The organism is uncultured Thalassospira sp., from assembly GCF_963976115.1.
GTDB lineage: Bacteria > Pseudomonadota > Alphaproteobacteria > Rhodospirillales > Thalassospiraceae > Thalassospira.
On sequence record NZ_CAXBJJ010000004.1, the window covers coordinates 286,529 to 308,889 of the forward strand.

The 22,361-nt window shown below is 54.6% G+C and carries 23 protein-coding genes; 10 read left to right on the forward strand and 13 right to left on the reverse strand.

Annotated features, from left to right (window positions below):
* The first annotated feature begins 432 nt into the window (after positions 1-432).
* From AAC086_RS06540 to AAC086_RS06560, 5 genes are all read left to right on the forward strand, one after another.
* Positions 433-2,733 (forward strand): EAL domain-containing protein, encoded by a 2,301-nt coding sequence (locus AAC086_RS06540; protein WP_339776751.1) that lies wholly within the window; start codon positions 433-435, stop codon positions 2,731-2,733.
* Positions 2,734-2,828: 95 nt separating this feature from the next.
* On the forward strand, positions 2,829-3,206 hold the full coding sequence (locus tag AAC086_RS06545; RefSeq protein WP_339776754.1) for a response regulator: 378 nt from the start codon (positions 2,829-2,831) through the stop codon (positions 3,204-3,206).
* On the forward strand, positions 3,199-3,831 hold the full coding sequence (locus AAC086_RS06550) for a chemotaxis protein CheC (protein WP_339776756.1): 633 nt from the start codon (positions 3,199-3,201) through the stop codon (positions 3,829-3,831). The genes AAC086_RS06545 and AAC086_RS06550 overlap by 8 nt, the downstream gene beginning before the upstream one ends.
* A gap of 50 nt (positions 3,832-3,881) precedes the next feature.
* Entirely contained in the window at positions 3,882-5,564 is a 1,683-nt protein-coding gene (locus AAC086_RS06555; RefSeq protein WP_339776758.1) for an ATP-binding protein, read from the forward strand.
* 56 nt (positions 5,565-5,620) lie between these two features.
* Positions 5,621-6,001 (forward strand): MerR family DNA-binding transcriptional regulator, encoded by a 381-nt coding sequence (locus AAC086_RS06560; protein ID WP_339776760.1) that lies wholly within the window; start codon positions 5,621-5,623, stop codon positions 5,999-6,001.
* A 64-nt stretch (positions 6,002-6,065) separates the two neighbouring features.
* Here AAC086_RS06560 and AAC086_RS06565 read toward each other — a convergent pair whose 3' ends face one another.
* Entirely contained in the window at positions 6,066-6,458 is a 393-nt protein-coding gene (locus AAC086_RS06565; RefSeq protein WP_339776763.1) for a YbaN family protein, read from the reverse strand.
* A 144-nt stretch (positions 6,459-6,602) separates the two neighbouring features.
* Here AAC086_RS06565 and arfB point away from each other — a divergent pair, with 144 nt between their 5' ends.
* Positions 6,603-7,019 (forward strand): alternative ribosome rescue aminoacyl-tRNA hydrolase ArfB, encoded by a 417-nt coding sequence (gene arfB, locus AAC086_RS06570; protein ID WP_339776766.1) that lies wholly within the window; start codon positions 6,603-6,605, stop codon positions 7,017-7,019.
* Between the two features lie 129 nt (positions 7,020-7,148).
* On the opposite strand, the gene AAC086_RS06575 is transcribed toward arfB, so the two are convergent.
* Positions 7,149-7,814 carry a TetR/AcrR family transcriptional regulator C-terminal domain-containing protein gene (locus AAC086_RS06575; RefSeq protein WP_339776768.1) on the reverse strand — a complete coding sequence of 222 codons (666 nt, stop codon included), beginning with the start codon at positions 7,812-7,814 and terminating at the stop codon, positions 7,149-7,151.
* An 85-nt stretch (positions 7,815-7,899) separates the two neighbouring features.
* Between AAC086_RS06575 and AAC086_RS06580 the strand changes: the two genes are divergently transcribed.
* Both AAC086_RS06580 and AAC086_RS06585 read left to right on the forward strand, forming a co-directional pair.
* On the forward strand, positions 7,900-8,583 hold the full coding sequence (locus tag AAC086_RS06580) for a hydrolase (protein WP_339776771.1): 684 nt from the start codon (positions 7,900-7,902) through the stop codon (positions 8,581-8,583).
* Positions 8,584-8,827: 244 nt separating this feature from the next.
* Positions 8,828-9,616, forward strand: a complete 789-nt coding sequence (locus tag AAC086_RS06585; protein WP_339776773.1) for an acyl-ACP thioesterase domain-containing protein — start codon at positions 8,828-8,830, stop codon at positions 9,614-9,616.
* A gap of 94 nt (positions 9,617-9,710) precedes the next feature.
* Here AAC086_RS06585 and AAC086_RS06590 read toward each other — a convergent pair whose 3' ends face one another.
* A complete protein-coding gene (locus AAC086_RS06590) occupies positions 9,711-11,129 on the reverse strand; it encodes an aldehyde dehydrogenase family protein (RefSeq protein ID WP_339776776.1) in 1,419 nt (472 codons plus the stop codon).
* 127 nt (positions 11,130-11,256) lie between these two features.
* Here AAC086_RS06590 and AAC086_RS06595 point away from each other — a divergent pair, with 127 nt between their 5' ends.
* Positions 11,257-12,198, forward strand: a complete 942-nt coding sequence (locus AAC086_RS06595; RefSeq protein WP_339776779.1) for a LysR family transcriptional regulator — start codon at positions 11,257-11,259, stop codon at positions 12,196-12,198.
* A gap of 16 nt (positions 12,199-12,214) precedes the next feature.
* On the opposite strand, the gene AAC086_RS06600 is transcribed toward AAC086_RS06595, so the two are convergent.
* From AAC086_RS06600 to AAC086_RS06635, 8 genes are all read right to left on the reverse strand, one after another.
* A complete protein-coding gene (locus AAC086_RS06600) occupies positions 12,215-12,835 on the reverse strand; it encodes a ribonuclease HII (protein ID WP_339776781.1) in 621 nt (206 codons plus the stop codon).
* A gap of 157 nt (positions 12,836-12,992) precedes the next feature.
* A complete protein-coding gene (locus AAC086_RS06605) occupies positions 12,993-13,385 on the reverse strand; it encodes a VOC family protein (protein WP_339776783.1) in 393 nt (130 codons plus the stop codon).
* Between the two features lie 185 nt (positions 13,386-13,570).
* Entirely contained in the window at positions 13,571-13,990 is a 420-nt protein-coding gene (locus AAC086_RS06610) for a Na+/H+ antiporter subunit G (protein ID WP_339776785.1), read from the reverse strand.
* An 11-nt stretch (positions 13,991-14,001) separates the two neighbouring features.
* A complete protein-coding gene (locus AAC086_RS06615) occupies positions 14,002-14,271 on the reverse strand; it encodes a K+/H+ antiporter subunit F (RefSeq protein WP_339776788.1) in 270 nt (89 codons plus the stop codon).
* A complete protein-coding gene (locus AAC086_RS06620; protein ID WP_339776790.1) occupies positions 14,268-14,762 on the reverse strand; it encodes a Na+/H+ antiporter subunit E in 495 nt (164 codons plus the stop codon). Before AAC086_RS06620 ends, AAC086_RS06615 begins: the two co-directional genes overlap by 4 nt.
* Before the next feature lie 18 nt (positions 14,763-14,780).
* Entirely contained in the window at positions 14,781-16,337 is a 1,557-nt protein-coding gene (locus AAC086_RS06625; protein WP_339776792.1) for a monovalent cation/H+ antiporter subunit D, read from the reverse strand.
* Positions 16,337-16,690 carry a Na+/H+ antiporter subunit C gene (locus AAC086_RS06630; protein WP_339776793.1) on the reverse strand — a complete coding sequence of 118 codons (354 nt, stop codon included), beginning with the start codon at positions 16,688-16,690 and terminating at the stop codon, positions 16,337-16,339. The genes AAC086_RS06625 and AAC086_RS06630 overlap by 1 nt, the downstream gene beginning before the upstream one ends.
* Positions 16,691-16,694: 4 nt before the next feature.
* Entirely contained in the window at positions 16,695-19,562 is a 2,868-nt protein-coding gene (locus tag AAC086_RS06635; protein ID WP_339776795.1) for a monovalent cation/H+ antiporter subunit A, read from the reverse strand.
* Between AAC086_RS06635 and AAC086_RS06640 the strand changes: the two genes are divergently transcribed.
* Positions 19,561-19,782: a hypothetical protein gene (locus tag AAC086_RS06640; protein WP_339776797.1), complete on the forward strand. Its 222-nt coding sequence runs from the start codon at positions 19,561-19,563 to the stop codon at positions 19,780-19,782. The two genes, AAC086_RS06635 and AAC086_RS06640, sit on opposite strands and share 2 nt — an antisense overlap.
* Here AAC086_RS06640 and AAC086_RS06645 read toward each other — a convergent pair.
* Together AAC086_RS06645 and AAC086_RS06650 are read right to left on the reverse strand one after the other, a co-directional pair.
* On the reverse strand, positions 19,779-20,984 hold the full coding sequence (locus tag AAC086_RS06645; RefSeq protein WP_339776798.1) for an MFS transporter: 1,206 nt from the start codon (positions 20,982-20,984) through the stop codon (positions 19,779-19,781). The two genes, AAC086_RS06640 and AAC086_RS06645, sit on opposite strands and share 4 nt — an antisense overlap.
* A 108-nt stretch (positions 20,985-21,092) precedes the next feature.
* Positions 21,093-22,268, reverse strand: coding sequence for an aminotransferase class I/II-fold pyridoxal phosphate-dependent enzyme (locus tag AAC086_RS06650; RefSeq protein ID WP_339776800.1), 1,176 nt, complete (start codon positions 22,266-22,268; stop codon positions 21,093-21,095).
* Positions 22,269-22,361 lie beyond the last annotated feature (93 nt).

The window sequence follows — 22,361 nt, forward strand, 5'->3', positions numbered from 1 at the left end:
CAGGGGTGCTGTGTGCAACTGCATTAAAACACTACTTTTTGCAGTAGTATTTGACGGTGTTGCAACGCACCAAATATCAATCAATTTCCGACATCATTTTGTAATTATTGTCAAAATCCAACACGCCCTTATAAAATATATTTCCCGAACCGGTGGCGATAGAGCCTTGCAACAATTGCAATTCTGCTGCCCTTAACATACTGTTTGCATCATTGAATGGCCGCAGAACCATCTTTTAGGGCGTGGATAGCGGAGGCTGGCCTGATAAACGCGGGGCTTCGGTGGCAGAATCGCCTGTCTTTCAAACAGGCGCGAGCCGCTGTTATCATAACTTTGCTGATTGGCGTTGGTTTCAGTGCACTCCAGATTCTCTGGGACCTGCACGGAGAACGCCACCAGATTGATCGGACCGTAAATCAGGTTCTCGCGACAGTGCGGGAATCTGCGACCCAGGCGGCCTATGGTCTTGACGAAACCCTGGCCGAACGGGTGGTATCAGGCCTGTTTGAATACGAACCGATATATCGGGCCCGCCTGCGCGACGATTTTGGCAATATCCTTGCCAGACAGCATCGCCAGCAATCAAGCTCCAACCTGCGCTGGCTGACCACCTGGATGTTTGGCGACAATCAGCATTATGAAATTCCCCTGACGATCGGGGACTCTGCCGATCTGGTTGGATATCTGGAAATTGATGTTGATACCGGCCTGATCGCGGCGGGTTTCATCAACCGTTCCGCCTTGATCCTGGCATCAGGGCTGGTTCGCAATTTCCTGCTTGGTATTGCCCTTACGGTATTTTTCTATATCGCCCTGACCAAACCGCTCTTGCGACTGGTACATTCAATGCGGCAGGTGGACCCGGCCAGCCCGGCAACCACCAAAATCGATGTTCCCGACAATCATGCCGCCGATGAACTGGGTTTGCTGGCCCAGTCGGCCAACGGCCTGCTGATGGAAATAGATGAAAATCTGTGGCGCCTGCGCGAAGCAGAACAGGGACTGCGTGAACGCGAAAGCCGCCTGCGCAGTATCATGCAAAATGTGGCCGACGGCATTTTAAGCGTGGATAAAGACTGTTGTATCTTGCAATGCAATCCGGCCTGCCTGCAATTGCTGCGTCTGCCCGAAAACACCGAACTGGTCGGACGAAACCTGTATGACTATATCGTCGATGCATCCCGCCTCAACCTCTCGCAGGTCCTAAAACAAACCGTCGTAGACGACGATACATTCCGCCCGGTTCTGGACCGGTCCATCGAACTGGTTCTGCGGTGCGCCGATGGCAACAAAATCAGGGTCGCGGCGGTTTTCCGCCCGATGCAATATGAAGACAGCCTGCTTTATACCGTGGTCTTTCACGATGTAACGGCCCAGCGGCGATATGAAGAACGCCTGGTCTATATGGCCAATCACGACTCGCTGACCGACCTTCCCAACCGGTCGATGCTGGAACTGAACCTGCGCGATGCCCTGACCGATTTTGACAAGCAAGGTGAGATCATCACCGCCCCCGAAGACGTTGCCCGCCTCACGGCAACCGCCCTGCTGTTTATAGATCTGGATCGTTTCAAGCTGGTCAATGACAGCCTTGGCCACGATTTTGGCGACCTGTTGCTAAAAGAAGTGGCGAACCGCCTGCGCGGCATCATTCGTCGCAGCGACACGCTGGGGCGGCTGGGCGGCGACGAATTCCTGATCATTATTCCACACCTGAACGAAACCCAGGAAGCCGCCGATCTCGGCCAGACGGTGCTGAACGCCTTTTCGCCTGCCTTTGAAATCCGGGGACGGCAATTATTTGTCTCGCCGTCGATCGGCATTGCCTTAAGCCCGGCCGATGGCAACGACTTTGCCACCCTGATGCGCAATGCCGATGCCGCCATGTATAGCGCCAAGGCGCGCGGCGGCGGCACCTATCACTTCTTCACCAAAATGATGAATGAAAGTGCTGTTGCCCGGCTTTCGATGGAAAACGATCTGCGCGATGCCATAAAACGTGAACAGTTCGAAGTCTATTATCAGCCCAAAATTCATCTTGCGACCGGGCGTCTGTCCGGGATGGAAGCATTGCTGCGCTGGAACCGGCCCGGACGCGGATTTGTTTCGCCGATGCAGTTCATTCCCATTGCCGAGGAAACCGGCCTGATCGGCAAGATCGGCGAATGGGTTCTGCGCGAGGTTTGCGCGCAAATTATTAAATGGGATGCCCAAGGACTCCCGCCTGTGGTGATTGCAGTCAATTTGTCGCCCCGCCAGCTCATCGAAGGACGTATCACCGACACGATTGCAAATATCCTTCAGGAAACCGGCGTTCCCGCATCGCGGCTGGAGCTGGAAATTACCGAAACCGTGATGATGCAAGGCATGAACAGGGCGGTTGCCATCCTGAGTGAAATCCGCCGTTTGGGCGTTCAGATCGCGATTGACGATTTTGGCACCGGGTATTCTTCGCTAACCTATCTCAAACGCCTGCCGATCAATTCGATCAAGATCGACCGGTCATTTATCCGCGATATCACAACCGACCCCGACGATGCCGCCATCACCAACACCATTATTCTCATGGGCCGCAATCTTGGCTTGCGCGTGATTGCCGAAGGCGTTGAAACCAAAGAACAGCTTGAATTCCTGCGGGCCCATGATTGTGACGAGATCCAGGGTTTCCTGATTTCAGAGCCGCGCCCGCCTGCCGAAATCGTGTTATTGATGGAACAACTGGAACAGGCATGACGATCTGCCCTATAATCGCAAAACCGTTTTCACTGGCAGCAGTCTGACAAAGCTTCTGACCAACCAGCATTATGCTGAACCAATTTGAGGATTTTATGTCGCATCCCCGTTCCGTCCTTCTGGTTGATGACAGCAAGTTTGCCCGGCTGCTGGTCAAGGCTTTTATCGAAAGCAGCTTTCCCGACTGGACAGTTGACGAAGCTGTTGACGCTATCGATGCCCAAACCAGGGCCGATGCCCGGTCCTTTGACTATTTTATCATCGATTTTAACATGCCGGGCAAAAACGGGCTGGAACTTGGCGCAGATATTCGCCAGCAACACCCGCAATCGACCGTTGCGTTGCTGACGGCAAATATTCAGCAAGATATCCAGAATAAAACCGAAGCACTGGGCATGGACTTTATCGCCAAGCCGCCAACACAGGAAAAAATCACCGCCTATTTTTCAGCCAAAGAATCATCACATGATTGATTTATCCGACCTTGAACGCGATACCATCACCGAACTGATCAATATCGGTGTCGGGCGCGCGGCGGCCTCACTTTCTGAAATGGTCGATCAGTCGGTGGAATTAACCGTTCCTTCCATCAGCTTTGTCCAACGCTTTTCAGACGCCAACCTGATCGCCGCCCCAACCGAAGTGGTTTCGGCCGTCACCCAAAGTTTCAATGGCCCGTTTAACGGCGACGCCCTGCTGGTGTTTCCTGAAAAACGCAGCCTCGAACTGGTGCGCCGGTTGCTTAAGGTTGATGTCCCGCTCGACAGTCTCAGCGACCTGGAACAGGAAGCACTGATGGAGGTTGGCAACATCATCCTCAATGCCTGCCTGGGCAGCATTTCGAACGTCCTGGGGCACCCCATCAACTGTTCAATGCCCGTCTTTCGCAAATGCCAAAGCCGGGACCTGATGCCCGACATTTACCCGGTCAGCAGGCAAGATGCCGAAACAACAGCGCCCTTCTTGTTGATCCTTCATGTTCAGTTCATGCTGCGTGAAGATGATATCGACGGATATGTTCTGTTTGTCATGGATCTTGACTCGATCCAGACCCTTAAACAAATGGTCCAGCGTTATCTGGCACATACCTTAAGCTGATTAAACGCCCCCGCGCCACCGGCACATCCGGCCGCAAGGAGCACCAAACCATGCAACATGGTGACAAGACCCCACCCGAAGACACCAATGCCCCTGCCACCGGGGCCGGTTTTCCTGCGGGCTCAGCACGGACAAAAAATAAAACAATGGAAGCCTCTGGCAAAACAGCCGACCCGGTTCCTTCACATGCAAACTGGGGGGCGGAGCTGTATCTGACCCTGCTTGATACCGCTGATATTGGCGTCATCACCATCGCCCAGGACAAAACCATCATGTTCTGGAACAAATGGATGGAAAAGGCATCGGGGCACAAGGCCGCAAATGTGATCGGGCAAACCCTGGATGATGTTTTTGGCCATGCCATTCCCACGCGGTTACAAAATGGCATTCGGGACTGTCTGACGCTGGGCATGCCGGCAATGATCTCGCCGTCATTGAACAAAGCGGTTTTACCATTGCGTCCGTTGCCGCAATTTACCGAAAAATTCCCGCAAATGCAGCAATCCATCCGCATTCAGCCGGTCCGCACGACCAGCAACACGCTGCTATGTTCCATTACAGTGCGCGATGTCACCCTGTCGGTTCAGCGCGACCTGCTTTTGCGTCGTCAGGCTGCTGAACTGGCCGAACTGGTCACAAAAACCCGCCGCAGCGAAGACCGCACAAGGGCGATTTTACAAAACACCATCGATGCCATTCTGGTGGCCTCCGAAGACGGCACCCTCGAACCCCTTAATGCGCGCGCACAAGAACTGTGTGGCCCGCAGGGCGACCCGGAAATTAAAAACATCATCCGGTTTTTGTTACCCGACAGCGGCAGCAACCCGCCCCCCAAACCGCCAAGCGACCGCCTGCTGACCGATCTTGGCACCGGTGTTATCGAAATCCTTGCCTGCCCGGCCAGCGGTTATAACATTCCCCTCGAAGTGGCGATCAGCCATTTCACCGCCTATGGCCGTTATCATTACATCATCACGCTGCGCGATATTTCACAGCGCAAACGCCATGAACTTGAAATTCAAAATACCATGCAGGAGCTTGAAAACTCCAATGCCGAGCTTGAACAGTTTGCCTATGCCGCCTCGCACGACTTGCAGGAACCTTTGCGCATGGTCTCAAGCTATACCCAGCTTTTGGCACGGCGTTACAAGGGCAAACTTGACGATACCGCCGATGAATTTATCCACTATGCCGTCGATGGCACCCGGCGTATGCAACGCATGATCGACGACCTGCTGACCCTGTCGCGGGTGGGACGACACGGCAAGCCCTTTCAGCCCGTATCGCTGGCGGGGTTATTTGATGCGATCGAAGCCAACCTGCAAAGGGCCGACGCCGCCCCGGCGGGCAACATCATGCGCGCGCCCGACCTGCCCGAAGTTATCGGCGACCCCAGCCAACTGTTGCAACTGTTTCAAAACCTGGTGTCAAACGGGTTAAAATACAGCGATCCCGAACATGCCGAAGTGCGTATATCCGCCCGTGAATTTGACAATTTCTGGCGCATTTCGGTGTCGGACAATGGCATCGGCATCGACCCGCAATATCACGCCAGCATCTTTGAAATTTTTAAACGCCTGCACGGATATGGCGAATATGCCGGTACCGGCATTGGTCTGGCGCTTAGTAAAAAAATTGTCGAACGCCACGGCGGCAATATCCATGTTGAAAGCGCACCAAATGAAGGCAGCACCTTCCATGTCGATCTGCCAAAAGACCACAGTGTATTGTGATTATGGGAAAAACCATGTAGCTTTCGTTTACGTAAGCGTAAACTTTAAAGAATTACATGACAGACAGTTTTTCTATTACCGAACTTGCCCGCGAATTTGATGTGACAACCCGGACCATTCGTTTTTACGAAGACCAGGGATTGATTGCACCACAGCGTGTGGGGCAAACCCGCATCTATGGCCAGCGCGACCGGGTACGATTGCGCCTGATCATGCGCGGCAAACGCCTGGGTTTTGCGCTTAAGGAAATTCGCGACCTGTTGGACCTTTATGAAACAGACCGCAGCGAAATCACCCAGCTTACGATCCTGATCAACAAGATCGAGGAACGCCGCGATACGCTGGTCAAACAGCGCGACGATATTGATGCCACACTTGATGAACTGGACCTGCTTGAAAACACCTGCCGCGATGAACTGGGCCGCAAGGAAGCATAATCGCCTGTCATCTTGTGGCCAAAAACGTCAAAAGTCGTTTAAGCGCGATAAAAACCGGGATCTGTCATGGTTGCGGACTTTCAGGCTGTTTGGCAACAACCTGCGACGGACGGGAAAAAATAAACAGGCACACAGGGATGGCCACCATCACCTGCACCATGATCACCCAGGGCGTTTTTACAAAAAGGATCGAGGCCCCAATCATCAGGACAAATGCACTTGCCGCCATCATCTTGGCCCGACGGCTGATCACGCCATGTTCATTCCAATGCCGCAACGACGGCCCCAGATGCGGATGATTATAAAGCCAGGCATGGGCGCGCGGTGACCCTTTGCCAAACAGCCACGCGGCCAGCAAAATGAACGGGGTCGTCGGCAACAAAGGCAAAAAGATGCCGATCACGCCAAGACCCACTGCCAACCAACCGAAAACAAGATAGATATGACCAGGATGCACGTTTTTATTCCCATCAGGCGCGTCGCAGCATTGACGAATGCAATTTCATACAATGTAGTCAGCCAATAGGGAAACTTCAATTGCCCATTTGCAATCGATAATTATTTTCAACAAAAAAAGCCAATCACCGCCGGAACGAGAACAATGATTGATATTGGTAGCGGCCTGTATTTTGACGAACGCCATCTGGAGTTTCAGTTTATCCGGTCATCGGGTCCGGGCGGGCAGAATGTCAACAAGGTTGCCAGTGCAGTTCAGATGCGACTGCGGATTGATGATCTGCACGAACTGCCAATGCGCGTGCGCGACCGGCTAAAGGAAATTGGCGGCAGCCGGGTGACCACCCACAACGAACTGATCATTGAAGCCCAGCGTTTCCGAACCCAGGAACGCAACAAACAAGATGCCATCGAACGCCTTGTCGCCATGTTGCGCAAGGCCGCCGAACGCCCGAAATTCCGCGTCAAAACCCGCCCGACCCTGGCCTCGAAACGCCGCCGCATCGACACCAAAAAGAAACGCGGAGATACCAAAAAAATGCGAAAAAGCCCTATCGACTAACAAAAGCATCTCTCAAGCTTGCAGTCCAGGTGCCTAATGTTCAGCTTGTTTACGTTAACCGGCTTCCCTTTCAAAATAGCACACGATATTGCAGACCCTGCCGCTCCCCCCTTGGGCACCCGGCAGATATCAAATACGCGCTAAATCCAGCCTTAAAGACGAAACCAAAACCGGCTCGTACAAAGCAACACACGCGGCAACGCGCTTTTTAACTTCAGCGTCAGAAAGATCATATGGCATTTCAAGACCAAGGGCTGCCCGTCGCAGAGGCTCTCCGACCAACCATGCCAGCATCGCACGCGAAATAGCTTCAACATCCGGTTTCGCTGCCATTTCAACAGATACATACGACATCAGAAGTTTTGACAGCGTCAAGACGGCCTTCTCTACGCCGTTGCGGTTATAGGTCGCGGCCAATTGCGCACGTGTATCACGATCGGACGTGATCATGCGAAACAGTGAAATTGCCTCTTTCGACAAGGCAGTTCGGTAAATGCGAAACAAAAGTGCTTTGAGGGGCAAATTCCACTGTTCGGACGTCGCAGGCCAAAGCGTTTCGTATCCCTCTTCTGACAGACGCGATGTCCAAGACGAAACAATCTCACCAACGAGTTCGTCCCGGTTCGCGACGAAACTGTAGATCGTCTTCTTCGCAATGCCACCCGATTTCGCCACCGCATCAATACTGAACCTGGAGAAGTCTCCCTCGATAAGAATCTCGGTAGCAACCGTTAGTACTCTCTCCTTTAGAGCGGTTCTGTCCTGTGCCGGACGCCCGCGCTGGCGCTTTTCCACTCTTATTCACTCCTTGACCGGAAACAGGTTCGGGTATAACAGCCTTAATAAAGAAACGATAACCGTTTCTTAAATAGGTGACATAATGAAAACTGAAATCAACTCGGCAATTCCCCACGATCTCATCGCCCCCGCCCCCCTTCGCCTGGAAATGGGGATCGAGCGCACAGCGTCCGGCGCGATTATTGTCGCTTGCAGAACCTTCATGGCTGGCTGCAAGGGAACAATGCTGGACTGGTGGTTCAAGTATTTCGAAACCGAGGAGCACCTGCTATGGTGGCATCCACTTGACCACAAGCGCCATTTTGGCTGGGATCAAAATTGGGTAAAGGGACAGCGCTACATCGGGGCAACGGTACGCGCAGCAGAAGCTCTGGGAGATATCCCGCCAGTCTCGGCAACCATCAAATTTCTTGATCCCTACCAATATTTTGGCGAAAAACTGCTCGGCACGGCAGTGAACGAGGGGCACGTCTCTGCCGCGATCTTCGCGGCCATCGGTTTCGGAGATAACGTCGTTCTCGATAATCAGGGAGCCCCGATCAGTGGCCGCATGATGCATGTAGCGAGAGACACTTCGGACGGTCTCATCCTCCGAAGCCGGTTCATTCTCGGTTTGGATACATCAACAAGCGGACACCATATTGCCGACGAAATAGGGCTCGGCCTTATGAGGCATTGCCATTCAGAATTCACCTATCTGGCAAAGGCATTACCCTCGCTTTTTTATGGCGACCTCACCAATCCACGCCCCCTGGATAATTGGTAAGGGGTAAAAATTCCAGACCGGACGATATCAACACTTACCCAGTTTCACCGTCCTGAAAATATACCAACACCGGAACCCGCAGCCTTGTGGTTCCGGTTAAAGAACCTCATCCCTAATCAGCTTTGGGAAAAACGTTCAACATCTGTGACAAACGACAATTGCACCATCTGTTTTACCGGCCTATCGTCAGCATAATGTTACGGTTCCCATCCTGCTTGCATGCTTCATAAAACAGGAAAGACCCATGTTCGATCCTGACTGGACCAAAATTGCCACCGCCCCCCTGCCCGATAATTGTGGCTGGCGCGGGCAATATCGTGTGCGCTATTCTGAAATCGGCCAAAACGGTTTGGCGACCCTGCCAGCCCTGGCCGACTATATGCAGGATGCGGCAGGTTGGGGGGCCAAACGACTGGCCCTGGCCTATGACGATACCGTAGATCGGGGTGTCGCGTGGGTATTGGCGCGCATGGCCATTATCGTGCGGCATTATCCGGCCAACGGCGAAACCATTACCCTTGAAACATGGCCGTCGGGTTTTGCCCATCGCATGGCCAGCCGCGATTTTCGCCTGATCGACGACAGCGGCACCGTCTGCGCTGTCGCGCAAAATTTCTGGTCCCTGTTTGATTTGCAGGCCCGCCGTGCCGTGCACTGGCCCGACTGGCTTATCGCCCGCCTGCCCGACCCGCCCGGCCCGAAATTAATCGATCTTGCCCCGCGCACGCCCCCACCCCCGGCCAATATGACGGTGGCAGACCACATTACCGCCCGGGCATCGGACCTTGATGTCTATGGTCACGTCAATAATGTACGCCTGATGCAATGGGTTTTGGCCGCCAGTGGCCCCAATCGCACTGCCGATTTTCAACCCGCCAGCCTCGACATTCAGTTTCGCGCCGAATGCCGCTTGCGAGACAAGGTTGAAATCCGCCAGGCCGATGGCTATGCCACAATTTCACGCCGCGATCTGTCGGACGGTAAAACCGGCGATACCGATCTGGTCCGGGCGCAATTTACGCACCAGCCATAATATCGCCCCTGACATGCAGCCGCAAATTTTCAGTATTTGCACAGCACCGGTTTTAACCAAATCTGCGGAACCCCAAATGCACGCTTGACCCTAATCATGGGCGCGCATGGATTGCCTTTGCCTCCAGATGCGTTTCCAAACCAAACACACCAAATTCGCGCCCCAGACCGGACTGCTTAAACCCGCCAAACGGCGCCTGGGGTTCATGAAACAACCCGTTAATCAACACCCGCCCGGCATCAATACGATCTGCAACCGTGCGTGCCCGTGCGTCATTTCCCGAAAACACACAGGCCTGCAGACCGTAATCGGTATCGTTGGCAATGGCGATGGCATCTTCGTCACTGTCATAGGCAATCAGGCACAAAACCGGGCCAAAAATTTCCTCGCGCGCAATGGTCATATCATTGGTCACATCGCCAAACAGGGTTGGCCGCACAAAATAGCCCCCCAACCCGGCAGGATGCCCCAAGCCACCGGTCAAAAGGGTCGCACCTTCCGCGATTCCCTTGGCGATATAGCCCTGAACCCGGTCATACTGGGTTTGGCTGACCAACGGGCCAAGCTGGCTTTTCGGGTTGCCCGGCTGGTCCACCACCACAGTGTTTATCGCGTCAATAGCGGCGGCTTCGGCCTGCTTCATCATGTGGGCGGGTACCAAAATACGTGTTCCGGCAATACAGGCTTGGCCGCTATTCATAAAACCTGCCGCAATCGCGATTGGCATCGTCTCGGCAAGATTGGCATCATCGAGAATAACCGTGGGCGATTTCCCCCCCAGTTCCAGTGTCACGCGTTTCATGCTCTCGGCACTGTTGCGCAAAATACGTTTGCCCACGACGGTAGACCCGGTGAACGAAATTTTGGCGATGTCACGATGGCGGCTCATATGCTCCCCCACCACATCGCCGCGCCCGTTAACAATGTTTAACACCCCGTCAGGCAAACCGGCCTTGTGCAGGGCACGGGCTAAAATATCGGTTTGAAGCGCACTCATTTCGCTGGGTTTGATCACTGTGGTACAGCCCGCCGCAATCGCCGTTGCCAGCTTGTTGGTGATAAAGCCCGAATTGCTGTTCCACGGAATAATCGCCCCCACGACCCCGATCGGGGTCATGACCACCGTGGCCGATTTCACCGGTCGGACAAACTGGTAATCTTCCAGGGCTTCGGCCATGGCGGTAAAATTATTTGCTGCCATCGCCATCCACTGGCTCATCACGCCCACCGGCCCGCCATATTCCTCTACCACAGCGGCAAGTAATTCTTCCTCGCAATCAACAACAACATCATGAAGCTGACGCAACATTTCCTGACGTTGCTTTTTCGATGTTTGTGAAAATGCCGGAAACGCCGCTTTGGCGGCGGCAATGGCGGCGTCGGCATCGCTTTCATTGCCCAGCCGCACCTGCCCGATTACCTCGCCCGATGCCGGGTTGTGCAAGTCAAACATGTCGTGCCCTTGCGGGGTTACAAAGCGGCCATTGATATAAATTTTATCGATCAGATGCATGTCACTATCCTGTATAAAAACCATCGGCGATTGATGATTGGCGTTTCGCACTATGACAAAGATAGTCGACAGGTTATGTTTAGATAAGCGGGACAAACCTCAATAAAATATCACGGAAACCGAAACAATGCATAAATCCGGGCTGACCGAACTTGAAGCCGTGCTGGCCGTTGCGCGCCGGGCAAACTTCCGGGCGGCCGCGCATGAACTGGGAATGTCCCCCTCCGCACTGAGCAACGCCATCGCCGGGCTGGAACAAAGACTGGATGTGCGCCTGTTTAACCGCACCACGCGCAGTGTTTCACTGACCGAAGCCGGTGCCCAGTTTGTCGAACAGATATCCCCGGCCGTTTCACGCATTCATCATGCGGTTGAAAATATCAACAGCCACCGCAACACACCAGCAGGCACATTGCGCATCAATGCCTATGCCGGTGCCGCCCGGCAGGTTTTTAACCCGATTATCCTCGAATATTTAAAACGCTATCCCGACATGACGGTCGATATCGTCACCGAAGGCAAATTTATTGACATCGTTAATGACGGATTTGATGGCGGCCTGCGCCATGCCGATGATGTCCCGCGCGATATGATCGCCGTGCCCGCAGGCCCGCCGCTGGAATTTGCTGTGGTATCGGCCCCGTCCTATTTTGCCGATCATGCGCTGCCGCGAACCCCGGACGACCTGCTCCATCATCACTGCATCAAATCACGCCTTGCCAGTGGTGCCATCTATCGCTGGGAATTTGACCATAACGGCACCGCCAGCAGCATCGACGTGCCGGGCAATTTAATTCTCGACGAGGTCAATTTGCTGCTTGATGCCTGCCGCGCCGGTATCGGCATTGCCAATTTGCCCCTGTGGGCCGTGCGCGACGACCTTGCCAACGGCACCCTGATAAGGGTGCTAACCGACTGGGCACCAACATTTTCCCGGCTGACATTTTATTATCCCAGCCGTAAACATGTATCGGCAGGCTTGCGGGCCTTTGTCGCCTTGCTGCGCGAATTTGAAACCCGCCGCCTGCATGAAACCCCGCCTGCCTCAGCCTCTGCGTCATCAAAATGACGAAACCTATCCCTGATCATCCCTGCTCAAGGGCGGCAAACAACAGCGCAACCGGTTTGAAACTGCGGCGATGATGCACCGTCGGCCCGGCCAAATTCAGCCCCGCCATATGCTTTTTCACCCCATAGCCCGCATTGCCTTCCCAGCCAAAATGCGGATAACGCACCGCAAGGCGCGCCATGGCGCGGTCGCGCACCACTTTGGCAACAATCGATGCCGCCGCAATCGACAGCGATTTGCTATCGCCCTTGACCACGGTTTGCACAGGGCACAAAAGGCCGGGGTCCCGATTGCCGTCTACCAGCGCCTGATCGGGGCAGTTTGGCAAATGTGCCACCGCCCGGCGCATGGCGACATAGGTCGCCTGCAAAATGTTGATCTGGTCAATCTCGCGTACCGATGCCGCCCCGATGCCAACACTGGCGCACTCAAAGATCATTGCCGCCAGCATCTCGCGTTTTTTGGCCGACAGCTTTTTCGAATCATTTAACTGGTCATAAAGCACGTCTAACGTCACGTCAGAACGCGGTAACACGACCGCAGCCGCAACCACCGGCCCGGCCAGCGGGCCTCGCCCCACCTCGTCTATACCCGCTACAATGCCCTTATACTGGTCTTCTATCGTAAAATCGGGCATGTCCCGTAACTACCTGCCTTGCCTGTCCGCGCCAACCTGATCACTGCTCGCACGCCTCATCTGCATTGTCGTATCATTTTAAATACCGCATCAAAACGGGTTCATTACATCCCGTTTAAATCCCAGGTCCGGATAAAAAGCCCCGGTTCCCTATCGATCAACCTGACGCATAGCAAACTGCCTGCAATTTGTTGCCATCCGGATCGCGAACATAGGCCGCATAATAATCCGGACCATAATGGGGCCGTGGCCCCGGCTCGCCTTCCGTCTTGCCGCCAAACTTCAGCGCCAGTTCGTGAAACAGACGAACCTGAGCCTGCGTATCTGCAACAAAGGCAACATGTGTTCCATTGCCCCATGTCGCCGGGCGGCCATCTTCCGGGGTGTAAATGTAAATTGTCGGCATCATGCCATCGCGTTCATAGGCCAAAGGTTTCCCGGCGGGTTTGGGCAACCTCGAAAAACCAATCGCGCCCAAGACGGCATCATAAAATTGTGCCGAGCGATCCTTATCATTCGTCCCCAAAGTGATGTGGCTGATAATAGACACTGAAAGCTCCCCCTTTTTTTGCTGATGGTGCATTTTACCATTTTCAGGGTCGGAAACGGTTCAAATTCTGGCAAACCCCAAATCGCATATCAACCCGTTCCCCCGTATAATCAACAAAAACACCGGCCCCGCTGCCGGAACCGGTGTTGATCATACCCATCGTGCGCGCAAATATCTGGTATCGCTCAGTCTGATTTGCGGGCTTCGTCCTGCGGCAATTTGCCGGGGTCTTTGGGGTGTTCTTCGGGATTGCGCGAGTCAAATGTCGCCCAGCCTTCGATTTCGCCGGTATGGGGCAATTCGTCGTGCGGGTCGACATGGCGCAACAAATAAGCCTTGCCGATCAGATTGGCGGTAATCGGTGCTGTTAGAAACAAAAAGATCGTGATCAGCAATTCATGAATGGTGAAGGTACCCCGTTCGATCCAGAAAAACAGCATCGATGCAATCAGGATCGCCCCAACCCCCACTGTGGTGGCCTTGGTTGGCGCATGAAGCCGCATCAGCAAATGGGGCAATTTCACCAGCCCGAACGACCCGACCAGGGTAAACAGCCCGCCAATCACAATCAGAACAGAAATGACAAGTTCAGCAATAAATTCCATCACATCCATTCCTATTCGATGATGTCGCCGCGCAGGACGAACTTGCAATAGGCCACGGTCGACACAAAACCAACCATCGCAAACAGCAAGGCGGCTTCAAAATACATCGATGTGGCCCGGCCAATGCCATAAAGCACCAACAGGGCAATGCCGTTAATCGCCATGGTGTCGACCGCCAAAATCCGGTCGGCAATGGTCGGCCCGAATGACAAACGCCACAAATTGATCAGCAACGACAAACCGGCGCAGACAAACGCAAAATTCAGGGCATATTCAATCATTCGAAAATCTCCTTCAAGCGGCGTTCGTAGCGCGATTTGATATCGTCAACCACAGCTTGCGGGTCTGGCGCATGCAGGCAATGCACCAAAAGCGACCGCGCATCGCGCGACAGATCGATCGTCACCGTGCCTGGCGTCATGGTAATCGTTCCGGCCAGCGCGGTAATCGCCTCGGGCGAGGTTAAATCCAGCGGCACGGTGACACTGGCGGGTTCCAGGCTGTCGGCCTTGCGAAACAAAACCAGGCCCGCCACCACCACATTGGCAACCAGAATATCCCACAGCACGATCAGGCCATATTCGAAAATCGCCCACAAATTGCCAACCTTGGGGCGCCCTGGCCAAAAGCTCTGGCTGATCAGCGGAATGATCACGGCCAGAATAACGGCAAACACCACCGTACCGACCGAAATCTGGTTGGCCAACATCACCCAGATCACAATCAGGGCCACGCTGAGCAGCGGGTGGGGAAGATAACGTTTCAACATCATCACTGTCCTTTCTGCTGCTTATTGCGCAAACGGCGCAACGGTGGTCATTTCGGCAACGGGGGTATTCGCCCCCATTACCGCACGGATATAGTCGGTGGTATCAAACAGTTCGACGCTGGTGTCGTGCAAATACCCCGTAATCGGCCCGGCAAACACGGTCAATGCCACCAGCATCGACAGCATCATGCCCGCTGCGACAAGGGTCTGTTTGGGAAATGCCTGGTCCGATGCCGTTTGAATTTCACCTTCAATCGCTGAACTTTTCCAGAACAGCACACTGCCTGCCCGACCAAAACCAACGATATTAAGAAACGATGTGCCAAGGATAACCGTCCAGATCCACACCGCATATTGCGACTCACGCGCGGCTGACAGGATTTGCAGTTTTCCCAGAAAACCGGACAAAGGCGGCATACTTGCCATGGCAATCGCGGCCATAAAAAACATCACCGCGATCAAGCCGCTTTGGCGAATATCGGGGGCGGCATTGAGCGCACCACCATACTGACCACGACGCGAAATAATCAGATCGGCGACCAGAAACATCGCCGCACCGGCAAAGGTGGAATGCAGCATGTAATACAGACCCGCAGCCACGGAATCAGGGGTAAACAGGGAAACCGAAATCATCATGGTCCCCATCGATCCCACCACGGCAAAGGCCACCATGCGGTTAAGCTGCTTTGCCGCAAGCACGCCGACCATGCCAACCACCAGCGTCACAATCGCAGCAGGCAGCAAATAGGGGGCCACCAACCACGATAAATCGCCCGCCGACCCGCCAAATGCCAACGAATAAAGCCGCAAAATCGAATAGGCGCCAACCTTGGTCATAATCGCAAACAAGGCGGCAACCGGGGCCGGTGCATTGGCATAGGTGCCAGGCAGCCAAAAATGCATCGGCACCATGGCGGCCTTGATGCAAAATACCAAAAACAGGATCAATGCGCCCGCCTTGAGCAAGGCCAGGTCGCTATCGGGGACCAACGGCACTTTCAGGGCCAGATCGGCCATGTTGAGCGTGCCGGTCACCGCGTAAATCAGGCCAACGCCAATCAGGAACAGGCTGGAACCGGTCAGGTTGACAACAATATATTGCAGCCCGGCTTTCAACCGGTTTTCGCCCGCGCCATGCAACATCAGGCCATAGGATGCGATCAGCAGAACTTCAAAAAACACAAACAGGTTAAAGAAGTCGCCGGTCAGAAACGCACCATTAATGCCCATCAGCTGAAACTGGAACAGGGCATGAAAATGCTTGCCGCGTTTATCCCATTCGCGCGAAGAATAAAACCACACGATGGCAGCCAGAATGGATGTCAGCAACACCATCATCGCCGACAGACGGTCTAAAACCAGCACAATGCCAAACGGTGTTGGCCAATTGCCCAGCGAATACATTTCCGGGCCGGTATGGGCGGCATGAAACACCAAAGCCACCGACACGGCCAGCAAAGCCAGCACGGTTGCTGCCGAAAACACCCGCTGCAAAACCAGATCATGGCGGACCGCCAGAACAGTCAATGCCGCCATAATCGCAGGCAGCAAGACGGGAACGATCATCCAGTTACCCATTATTTCGTTTCTCCGGAATCAGAGGGGCCACCGGAAAGTCCATCAACATGGTCATTGCCGATCTCAAGATAGGTTCGCAGGGCCAGCACCACGATCAGGGCTGTCATGCCAAACGAAATCACAATTGCCGTTAAAACCAGCGCCTGCGGGATAGGGTCGGTATAGCCTGTGGCGGTGTCGCGAATGATCGGCGGTAAATCAACCTGCAACCGCCCCATGGCGAACAAAAACACGTTCACCGCATAGGACAATAACGATAATCCGATCACGACGGGAAAAGTCCTTCCGCGCAACAGCATGTAAACACCACATGCCGTCAAAAGGCCGATACTGCTTGCAACCAGAAACTCCATAATATCAGACCTCGTTTCGCTGTGGCGACGTCAGGGGACGCCCCGATGAAGGATCGTGATCCATCGGTTCGATATTAATATCGCTATGTTCGGCCATGCGTTCCACCTGCGAGAGTTTCGCCAGTGCCAGCATCACCGCCCCAACCACCGTCAGGAACACACCCAGGTCAAAGCCCATGGCACTGGCCAGTTCGATGTCGCCAATAAACGGAATATGGAAATGACCAAAGGTACTGGTCAGGAACGGATAGCCCGCGACCCATGCCCCCATGCCGGTAATTGCTGCGGCAATCACCCCCATGGCGATCATGGCATGGTAATTGGCCCGCATCCGGTTCTGGGTCCAGCCAAAGCCCGACGCCATATATTGCATGATCAGGGCAATCGACACGACCAGCCCGGCAATAAAACCACCGCCCGGTTCGTTATGCCCGCGCAGGAAGATATAAACCCCCACCATCAACGACAATGGCAGCATCACACGGGTGGCAATCACCATCATCAACGGGTGGCGTTCAGCCGATTCACGATGATCCTTGACCCAGCTTGCCAGTCTTGCCGCAGCCTTGCCGGTGGCAACACTTTCAACCAGGGCAAAAATCGTCAGGGCTGCAATGCCTAGCACCGTGATTTCACCAAACGTATCATAGCCACGGAAGTCGACCAGAATAACGTTCACAACGTTATGCCCGCCGCCTTTAAGCAACGAATTTTGCAGGTAATAATCGGCAATAGTCACACCATCGCGGGTCATGACCGCCCACACGGCACCGCCCATACCCAAACCGGCCACCACCGCAATCAGAATATCGCGAAAACGGCGCCCCGACGTGCTTTCACGCGGGGTTTCCCTGGGCAGGATATTCAACGCCAGCAACATCAAAATCACGGTCACAACTTCAACCGAAATCTGGGTCAAGGCCAAATCAGGTGCGGAAAGGTAAATAAAGCCCAGCGACACAATCAGGCCGATCACACCGACAAACAGCAACACCAGCAAACGGTTGTAATGCAGGATCACGGATGCCGCACAGGTCAGCATCAACAACGCCCAGCCAATCACCACCGGCACACTGACCGGCAACAAGTCGCGCGTTCCGGCAACATAGCCGTCATGGGTATAAAAACCGGCAAAACCAATGGCAATTGCCGCCACAACCATCATCGCCAGATAAAACTGCAACGATCCGCTGTGAAACAGGTCGGTGACAAAGCGCGCCAGTGCGACCAGTTTTTGAATAAAGCAGTCAAACATCGCCTTGGCTTCGGGCCGCGACAGGTTTTTGGTGGCATTCATCAAGCCCGGATGACGCCACAGCACCAGCAACCCGCCAATGATGGCAATCGCACTCAGCATCAGCGGCGTATTAAAGCCATGCCACAGGGTCAAATGAAATTCCGGCAAGGCCCCGCCAATAACGGCCCGCGATGTGACTTCCACCAGCGGCCCCGCCATTGCCGCCGGGAACAGACCAATCAACACCACCAGCACGGTTAAAAATGCGGGCGGCCCCCACAGGCCAATCCCCGGGTCATGCGGGTGATGCGGATATTCAGGCTGTTTGGGGCCGAAAAACACATGCACAATAAAACGAAACGAATAGGCCACGGAAAACAGCGCCCCGACTGTTACCAGAACCGGGAACACCCAGTCCTGCCCCAACCACGCCATATGCAACGATTGATCCAGCATCATTTCCTTGGACAGGAACCCGTTAAAGGGCGGGGTTCCCCCCATCGAGGCTGCGGCAATCACGCCAATGGTTGCAGCAATCGGCATTAAGGATGCAAGACCGCCAAGGCGGCGAATGCTGCGGGTGCCCGCTTCATGGTCGATAATGCCCGCTATCATAAACAGGGCCGCCTTGAAGGTGGCATGGTTGATAATGTGAAACACACCGGCCACCGCCGCAAGCGGGGTACCAAAACCAAACAGCATGGTGACAAGGCCAAGGTGACTGACGGTTGAATAGGCCAAAAGCCCTTTCAGATCATCCTTGAACATTGCAATCCATGCCCCCATCACCATCGTGATCAGGCCCGATGTGGCAACGATATAAAACCATTCATTCGTGCCCGACAGCACCGGCCACAAACGCGCCATCAAAAACAGGCCCGCCTTCACCATGGTTGCCGAATGCAGATAGGCCGAAACCGGGGTGGGGGCCGCCATGGCGTGGGGCAACCAGAAATGAAACGGAAACTGTGCCGATTTGGTCAGGCAGCCCAGCAAGATCAGAACCGTTGCCAGCGCATAAAGCGGCGATGATTTGATCATGTCGCCATGCTGCAAAATCACGCTGATGTCATAGGACCCAACGATATTGCCCAAAATCAGCATCCCGGCAATCATCGAAAGGCCACCGGCCCCGGTCACGGTCAGCGCCATACGCGCGCCCTGACGACCTTCGGGCAGATGTTTCCAATAGCCGATCAGCAGGAACGAGCTTAACGACGTTAATTCCCAGAAAATCAGCAACAGCAAAATGTTATCGGATGTGACGATGCCGACCATCGCGCCCTGAAACAACAGCAGGAACACATAAAACCGGCCCATCGGATCATTCTTCGACAGATAGAAGCGGGCATAGATAATGATTAAAAACCCGATCCCCAAAATCAGCGTTGCAAACAGCAACCCCAACCCGTCGAGGAAGAAATTCACATTCAGGCCCAAGGCTGGCAGCCATTCATAACGGACATGAATAACCTCTCCGGCCATCACCGCAGGTGCCAGCGATGCCAAAAGAATCAGTGCCAGCAGCGTGACCGAACCGGTCGCCACTGTGCAGGTATTTCGTCCGGCCCTGATCAAAATGGCAGGCAGCAGCGCGCCAAGAAAGGGAAGCAAAACAATGAGGGTAAGACTCATGAAAGACCCTTATTTTTGGAAGATGACGCAACGCCCCCGCGCGCGCAGCAAGAAAATTCTGGCAGAACCTAATGTTTGTCCTGTTTATGGTCAAGAAAACCCCGCCCGGGCATTTTTATTGCGCATCGGGTCAAGTGATCCTGATCACCCACGAAAAAGCGCCGATTTTGGTTTTCTGGCAATATTTTTTTGCATTTTTCCCATGCAAAATAATGGTTAACGTCGTCCTTGTGCCAGTTTAACCGCCTCTGGCATACCACGTAACCGCGCCATGGCTATAACCCCCATCACAGGTCCGATGGCCAGCATGGCAAAAGCGGCCCACCAGCCAAACGCATCAACCACCACAGGCACCAGATGGATCGACACCAGGGCGATTAAAAACCCCACCGCATTTTGCAATGTCAGGGCCGTTCCGATATGGGCAGGTTCGGCAAGTTCGATCACGCTAGATGAAAACTGCGCGGAATCCGCCACAACCGAAATCCCCCAAATCAAACAGACAATCACCAAAACCGCCATCGGTGCCCCGGCCAATGCGCCGGTCAAAAGAGCACAGATCCCGCTCATGCTCAAGGCACCCATGGCAATGGTCGTCCGCCCCCAGCGATCAGCCAAAATCCCGCCCAGCAAACTGCCCAGCGCCCCGATGCCCACAATGGCAAAGGTCGTTAACGCCGCCCAGTCCTGTGCATCGGCAATGCCGCGCTCCTGATAGGTGCGAAACAAAAACAGCCCCGTCCACCCCCACATAGCATATAATTCCCACATATGACCGAAATAGCCATAACCGGCATAGCGCAGCGGTTTATTGGCAATGATATGCCCCACCATACGCGGATCAAACCGGGGGGATCGGCCCGGTATGCCGCCCAGCTTGACAAACATCACGCCAAACGCGGCCAGCCACGCCGAACAGCTTGCCGCCACAATCACCCAGCGCCAGTCCAGCGGCAAGGCGACCGAAAACAAATGCGGCAATGCCGACCCCAATGTCAGCGCACCAACCAGCAGCCCCACCAGAAACCCGGTATCCCCCCGCGCCCAGGTCGCCACCATTTTCATGCCAATCGGATAAATCCCGGCCATGCACATGCCGGTTAGCAGGCGCAGCAAAATAACCACCACCCCGTCCACCGGCACTTTTAAAATCAGAATATTGGCAATACCCGCCACCAGCGCACACAGGGCAAAAAAGCGGCGCGGGTCCAGCCGGTCGGCCAGCCCTAAAAACGCGCTGATCAGGGTGCCCACAATAAACCCCGTCACCACCGAACTGGTAAACAACGACGATTGCAGCGCGCCTAAATGAAACTCGCTACGTAATTGCGGCAATACCGCCGTCGCCGAAAACCACAATGACAATGCCAAAAGCTGGCAAAGCGTGATCAGACTGACTTCAATGGTTTTTGTGCCCCGCACCCTGCTCCCCTTTTTAAAATGATTTTATAATCATACACATATCGCCCGCCCTGCCTATGGCGAACCATTGGCAGGGCGGTGGTGCTGGCGGTGCGGGTTCAGGTTGGATCAGGCCGGTTGATGCTGCGCAATGGCATCCATGATCGGGGCGAGATCGGCCCACAAATCATCCGGGTCTTCCATGCCGATCGACAGGCGCAGGACAAGGCCGCTCGGTGCATTGCCATCAAACTGGCGCATTGGGCCAATTGCCATCGGCACCATCAGGCTGTGCGTGCCGCCCCACGATGCACCGATGGAAAAGGTTTTCGCCTGATCAATCAGGCCATCAAGCGCGCCCGCCATTTCCGACGGGATCATGATGCTAAACAACGCACTGGCCCCGGCAAAATCGCGTTTCCACATCTCGTGTTGCGGATGGGTCGGCAAGGCCGGGTGCAATACCAGGCGCGGATCAATGATTTCGGCCATCCGCTTTGCAAAATCCAGCGCAAGGTCGCTGCCATGTTTCAGGCGCACCGCCATGGTTTCCATACCACGTAACACCAGCGAACAATCATCGGGCGACACGCCAATGCCCAGCATGCTCATGGTCGATTTCAACCGGTCATAAAGCGCATCGTCATTCACCGAGACCGACCCCATCAGCAAATCGGAATGGCCGCCAAAATATTTGGTCAGGGCTTCCACCACAATGTCCGCCCCATAGGCCAGCGGTTTGAAATGCAGCGGGCTGGCCCAGGTGTTATCGATGCCCACCAGCACACCCCGCTCGTGGGCAGCCGTGGCAATGGCGGGTAAATCCTGCACTTCCATTGTCGCCGAACCGGGGCTTTCAACCCACACCATTTTGACACTGTCATCGATCAAACCGGCAATGTCGGCACCAATCAGCGGGTCATATACCCGGTGCGCAATACCGCGTTCTGCCAAATAACCATTACACAGCGAACTGACCGGCGGATAGGCGCAATCAGGGATCAAAACCGTATCGCCCGGCTTTAGCACCGCTAAAAAAACCAGCGAAATCGCCGCCTGACCCGAGGGTTGCAGCATGGTATGCGCCGCCCCTTCAAGGGCAGAAATCGCCGCCTCAAGCGTGCGGCTGGTCGGTGTGCCATGCAGCCCGTAAACATAGCCGTTCGGCCCGCGATCCGCCCGGTTGGCAAAAGCCGCCGCATTGGGAAAGGCAATGGTTGATGCGCGGTAAACCGGCGTTGCCAGGCTGGCAAAACCTTCATGCGAAACATCGGGCGGGCAGACACAAACGGTTTTGTCTTTCATGCGGGGCGCTCCTTGGCTCGGGAAATCGTGTGAGGTGGCGTGATATGATTGTATGACGGTGTGGTGGCGAAAGGCGATGGCAGGTATTCCCAC

Coding starts and splice junctions, on each gene's coding strand:
- AAC086_RS06545 (WP_339776754.1), top strand. CDS start 2,829: ATGTCGCATCCCCGTTCCGTCCTTCTGGTTGATGACAGCAAGTTTGCC.
- AAC086_RS06550 (WP_339776756.1), top strand. CDS start 3,199: ATGATTGATTTATCCGACCTTGAACGCGATACCATCACCGAACTGATC.
- AAC086_RS06555 (WP_339776758.1), top strand. CDS start 3,882: ATGCAACATGGTGACAAGACCCCACCCGAAGACACCAATGCCCCTGCC.
- AAC086_RS06560 (WP_339776760.1), top strand. CDS start 5,621: ATGACAGACAGTTTTTCTATTACCGAACTTGCCCGCGAATTTGATGTG.
- arfB (WP_339776766.1), top strand. CDS start 6,603: ATGATTGATATTGGTAGCGGCCTGTATTTTGACGAACGCCATCTGGAG.
- AAC086_RS06580 (WP_339776771.1), top strand. CDS start 7,900: ATGAAAACTGAAATCAACTCGGCAATTCCCCACGATCTCATCGCCCCC.
- AAC086_RS06585 (WP_339776773.1), top strand. CDS start 8,828: ATGTTCGATCCTGACTGGACCAAAATTGCCACCGCCCCCCTGCCCGAT.
- AAC086_RS06590 (WP_339776776.1), bottom strand. CDS start 11,129: ATGCATCTGATCGATAAAATTTATATCAATGGCCGCTTTGTAACCCCG.
- AAC086_RS06595 (WP_339776779.1), top strand. CDS start 11,257: ATGCATAAATCCGGGCTGACCGAACTTGAAGCCGTGCTGGCCGTTGCG.
- AAC086_RS06600 (WP_339776781.1), bottom strand. CDS start 12,835: ATGCCCGATTTTACGATAGAAGACCAGTATAAGGGCATTGTAGCGGGT.
- AAC086_RS06610 (WP_339776785.1), bottom strand. CDS start 13,990: ATGGAATTTATTGCTGAACTTGTCATTTCTGTTCTGATTGTGATTGGC.
- AAC086_RS06615 (WP_339776788.1), bottom strand. CDS start 14,271: ATGATTGAATATGCCCTGAATTTTGCGTTTGTCTGCGCCGGTTTGTCG.
- AAC086_RS06620 (WP_339776790.1), bottom strand. CDS start 14,762: ATGATGTTGAAACGTTATCTTCCCCACCCGCTGCTCAGCGTGGCCCTG.
- AAC086_RS06625 (WP_339776792.1), bottom strand. CDS start 16,337: ATGGGTAACTGGATGATCGTTCCCGTCTTGCTGCCTGCGATTATGGCG.
- AAC086_RS06630 (WP_339776793.1), bottom strand. CDS start 16,690: ATGGAGTTTCTGGTTGCAAGCAGTATCGGCCTTTTGACGGCATGTGGT.
- AAC086_RS06640 (WP_339776797.1), top strand. CDS start 19,561: ATGAAAGACCCTTATTTTTGGAAGATGACGCAACGCCCCCGCGCGCGC.
- AAC086_RS06635 (WP_339776795.1), bottom strand. CDS start 19,562: ATGAGTCTTACCCTCATTGTTTTGCTTCCCTTTCTTGGCGCGCTGCTG.
- AAC086_RS06650 (WP_339776800.1), bottom strand. CDS start 22,268: ATGAAAGACAAAACCGTTTGTGTCTGCCCGCCCGATGTTTCGCATGAA.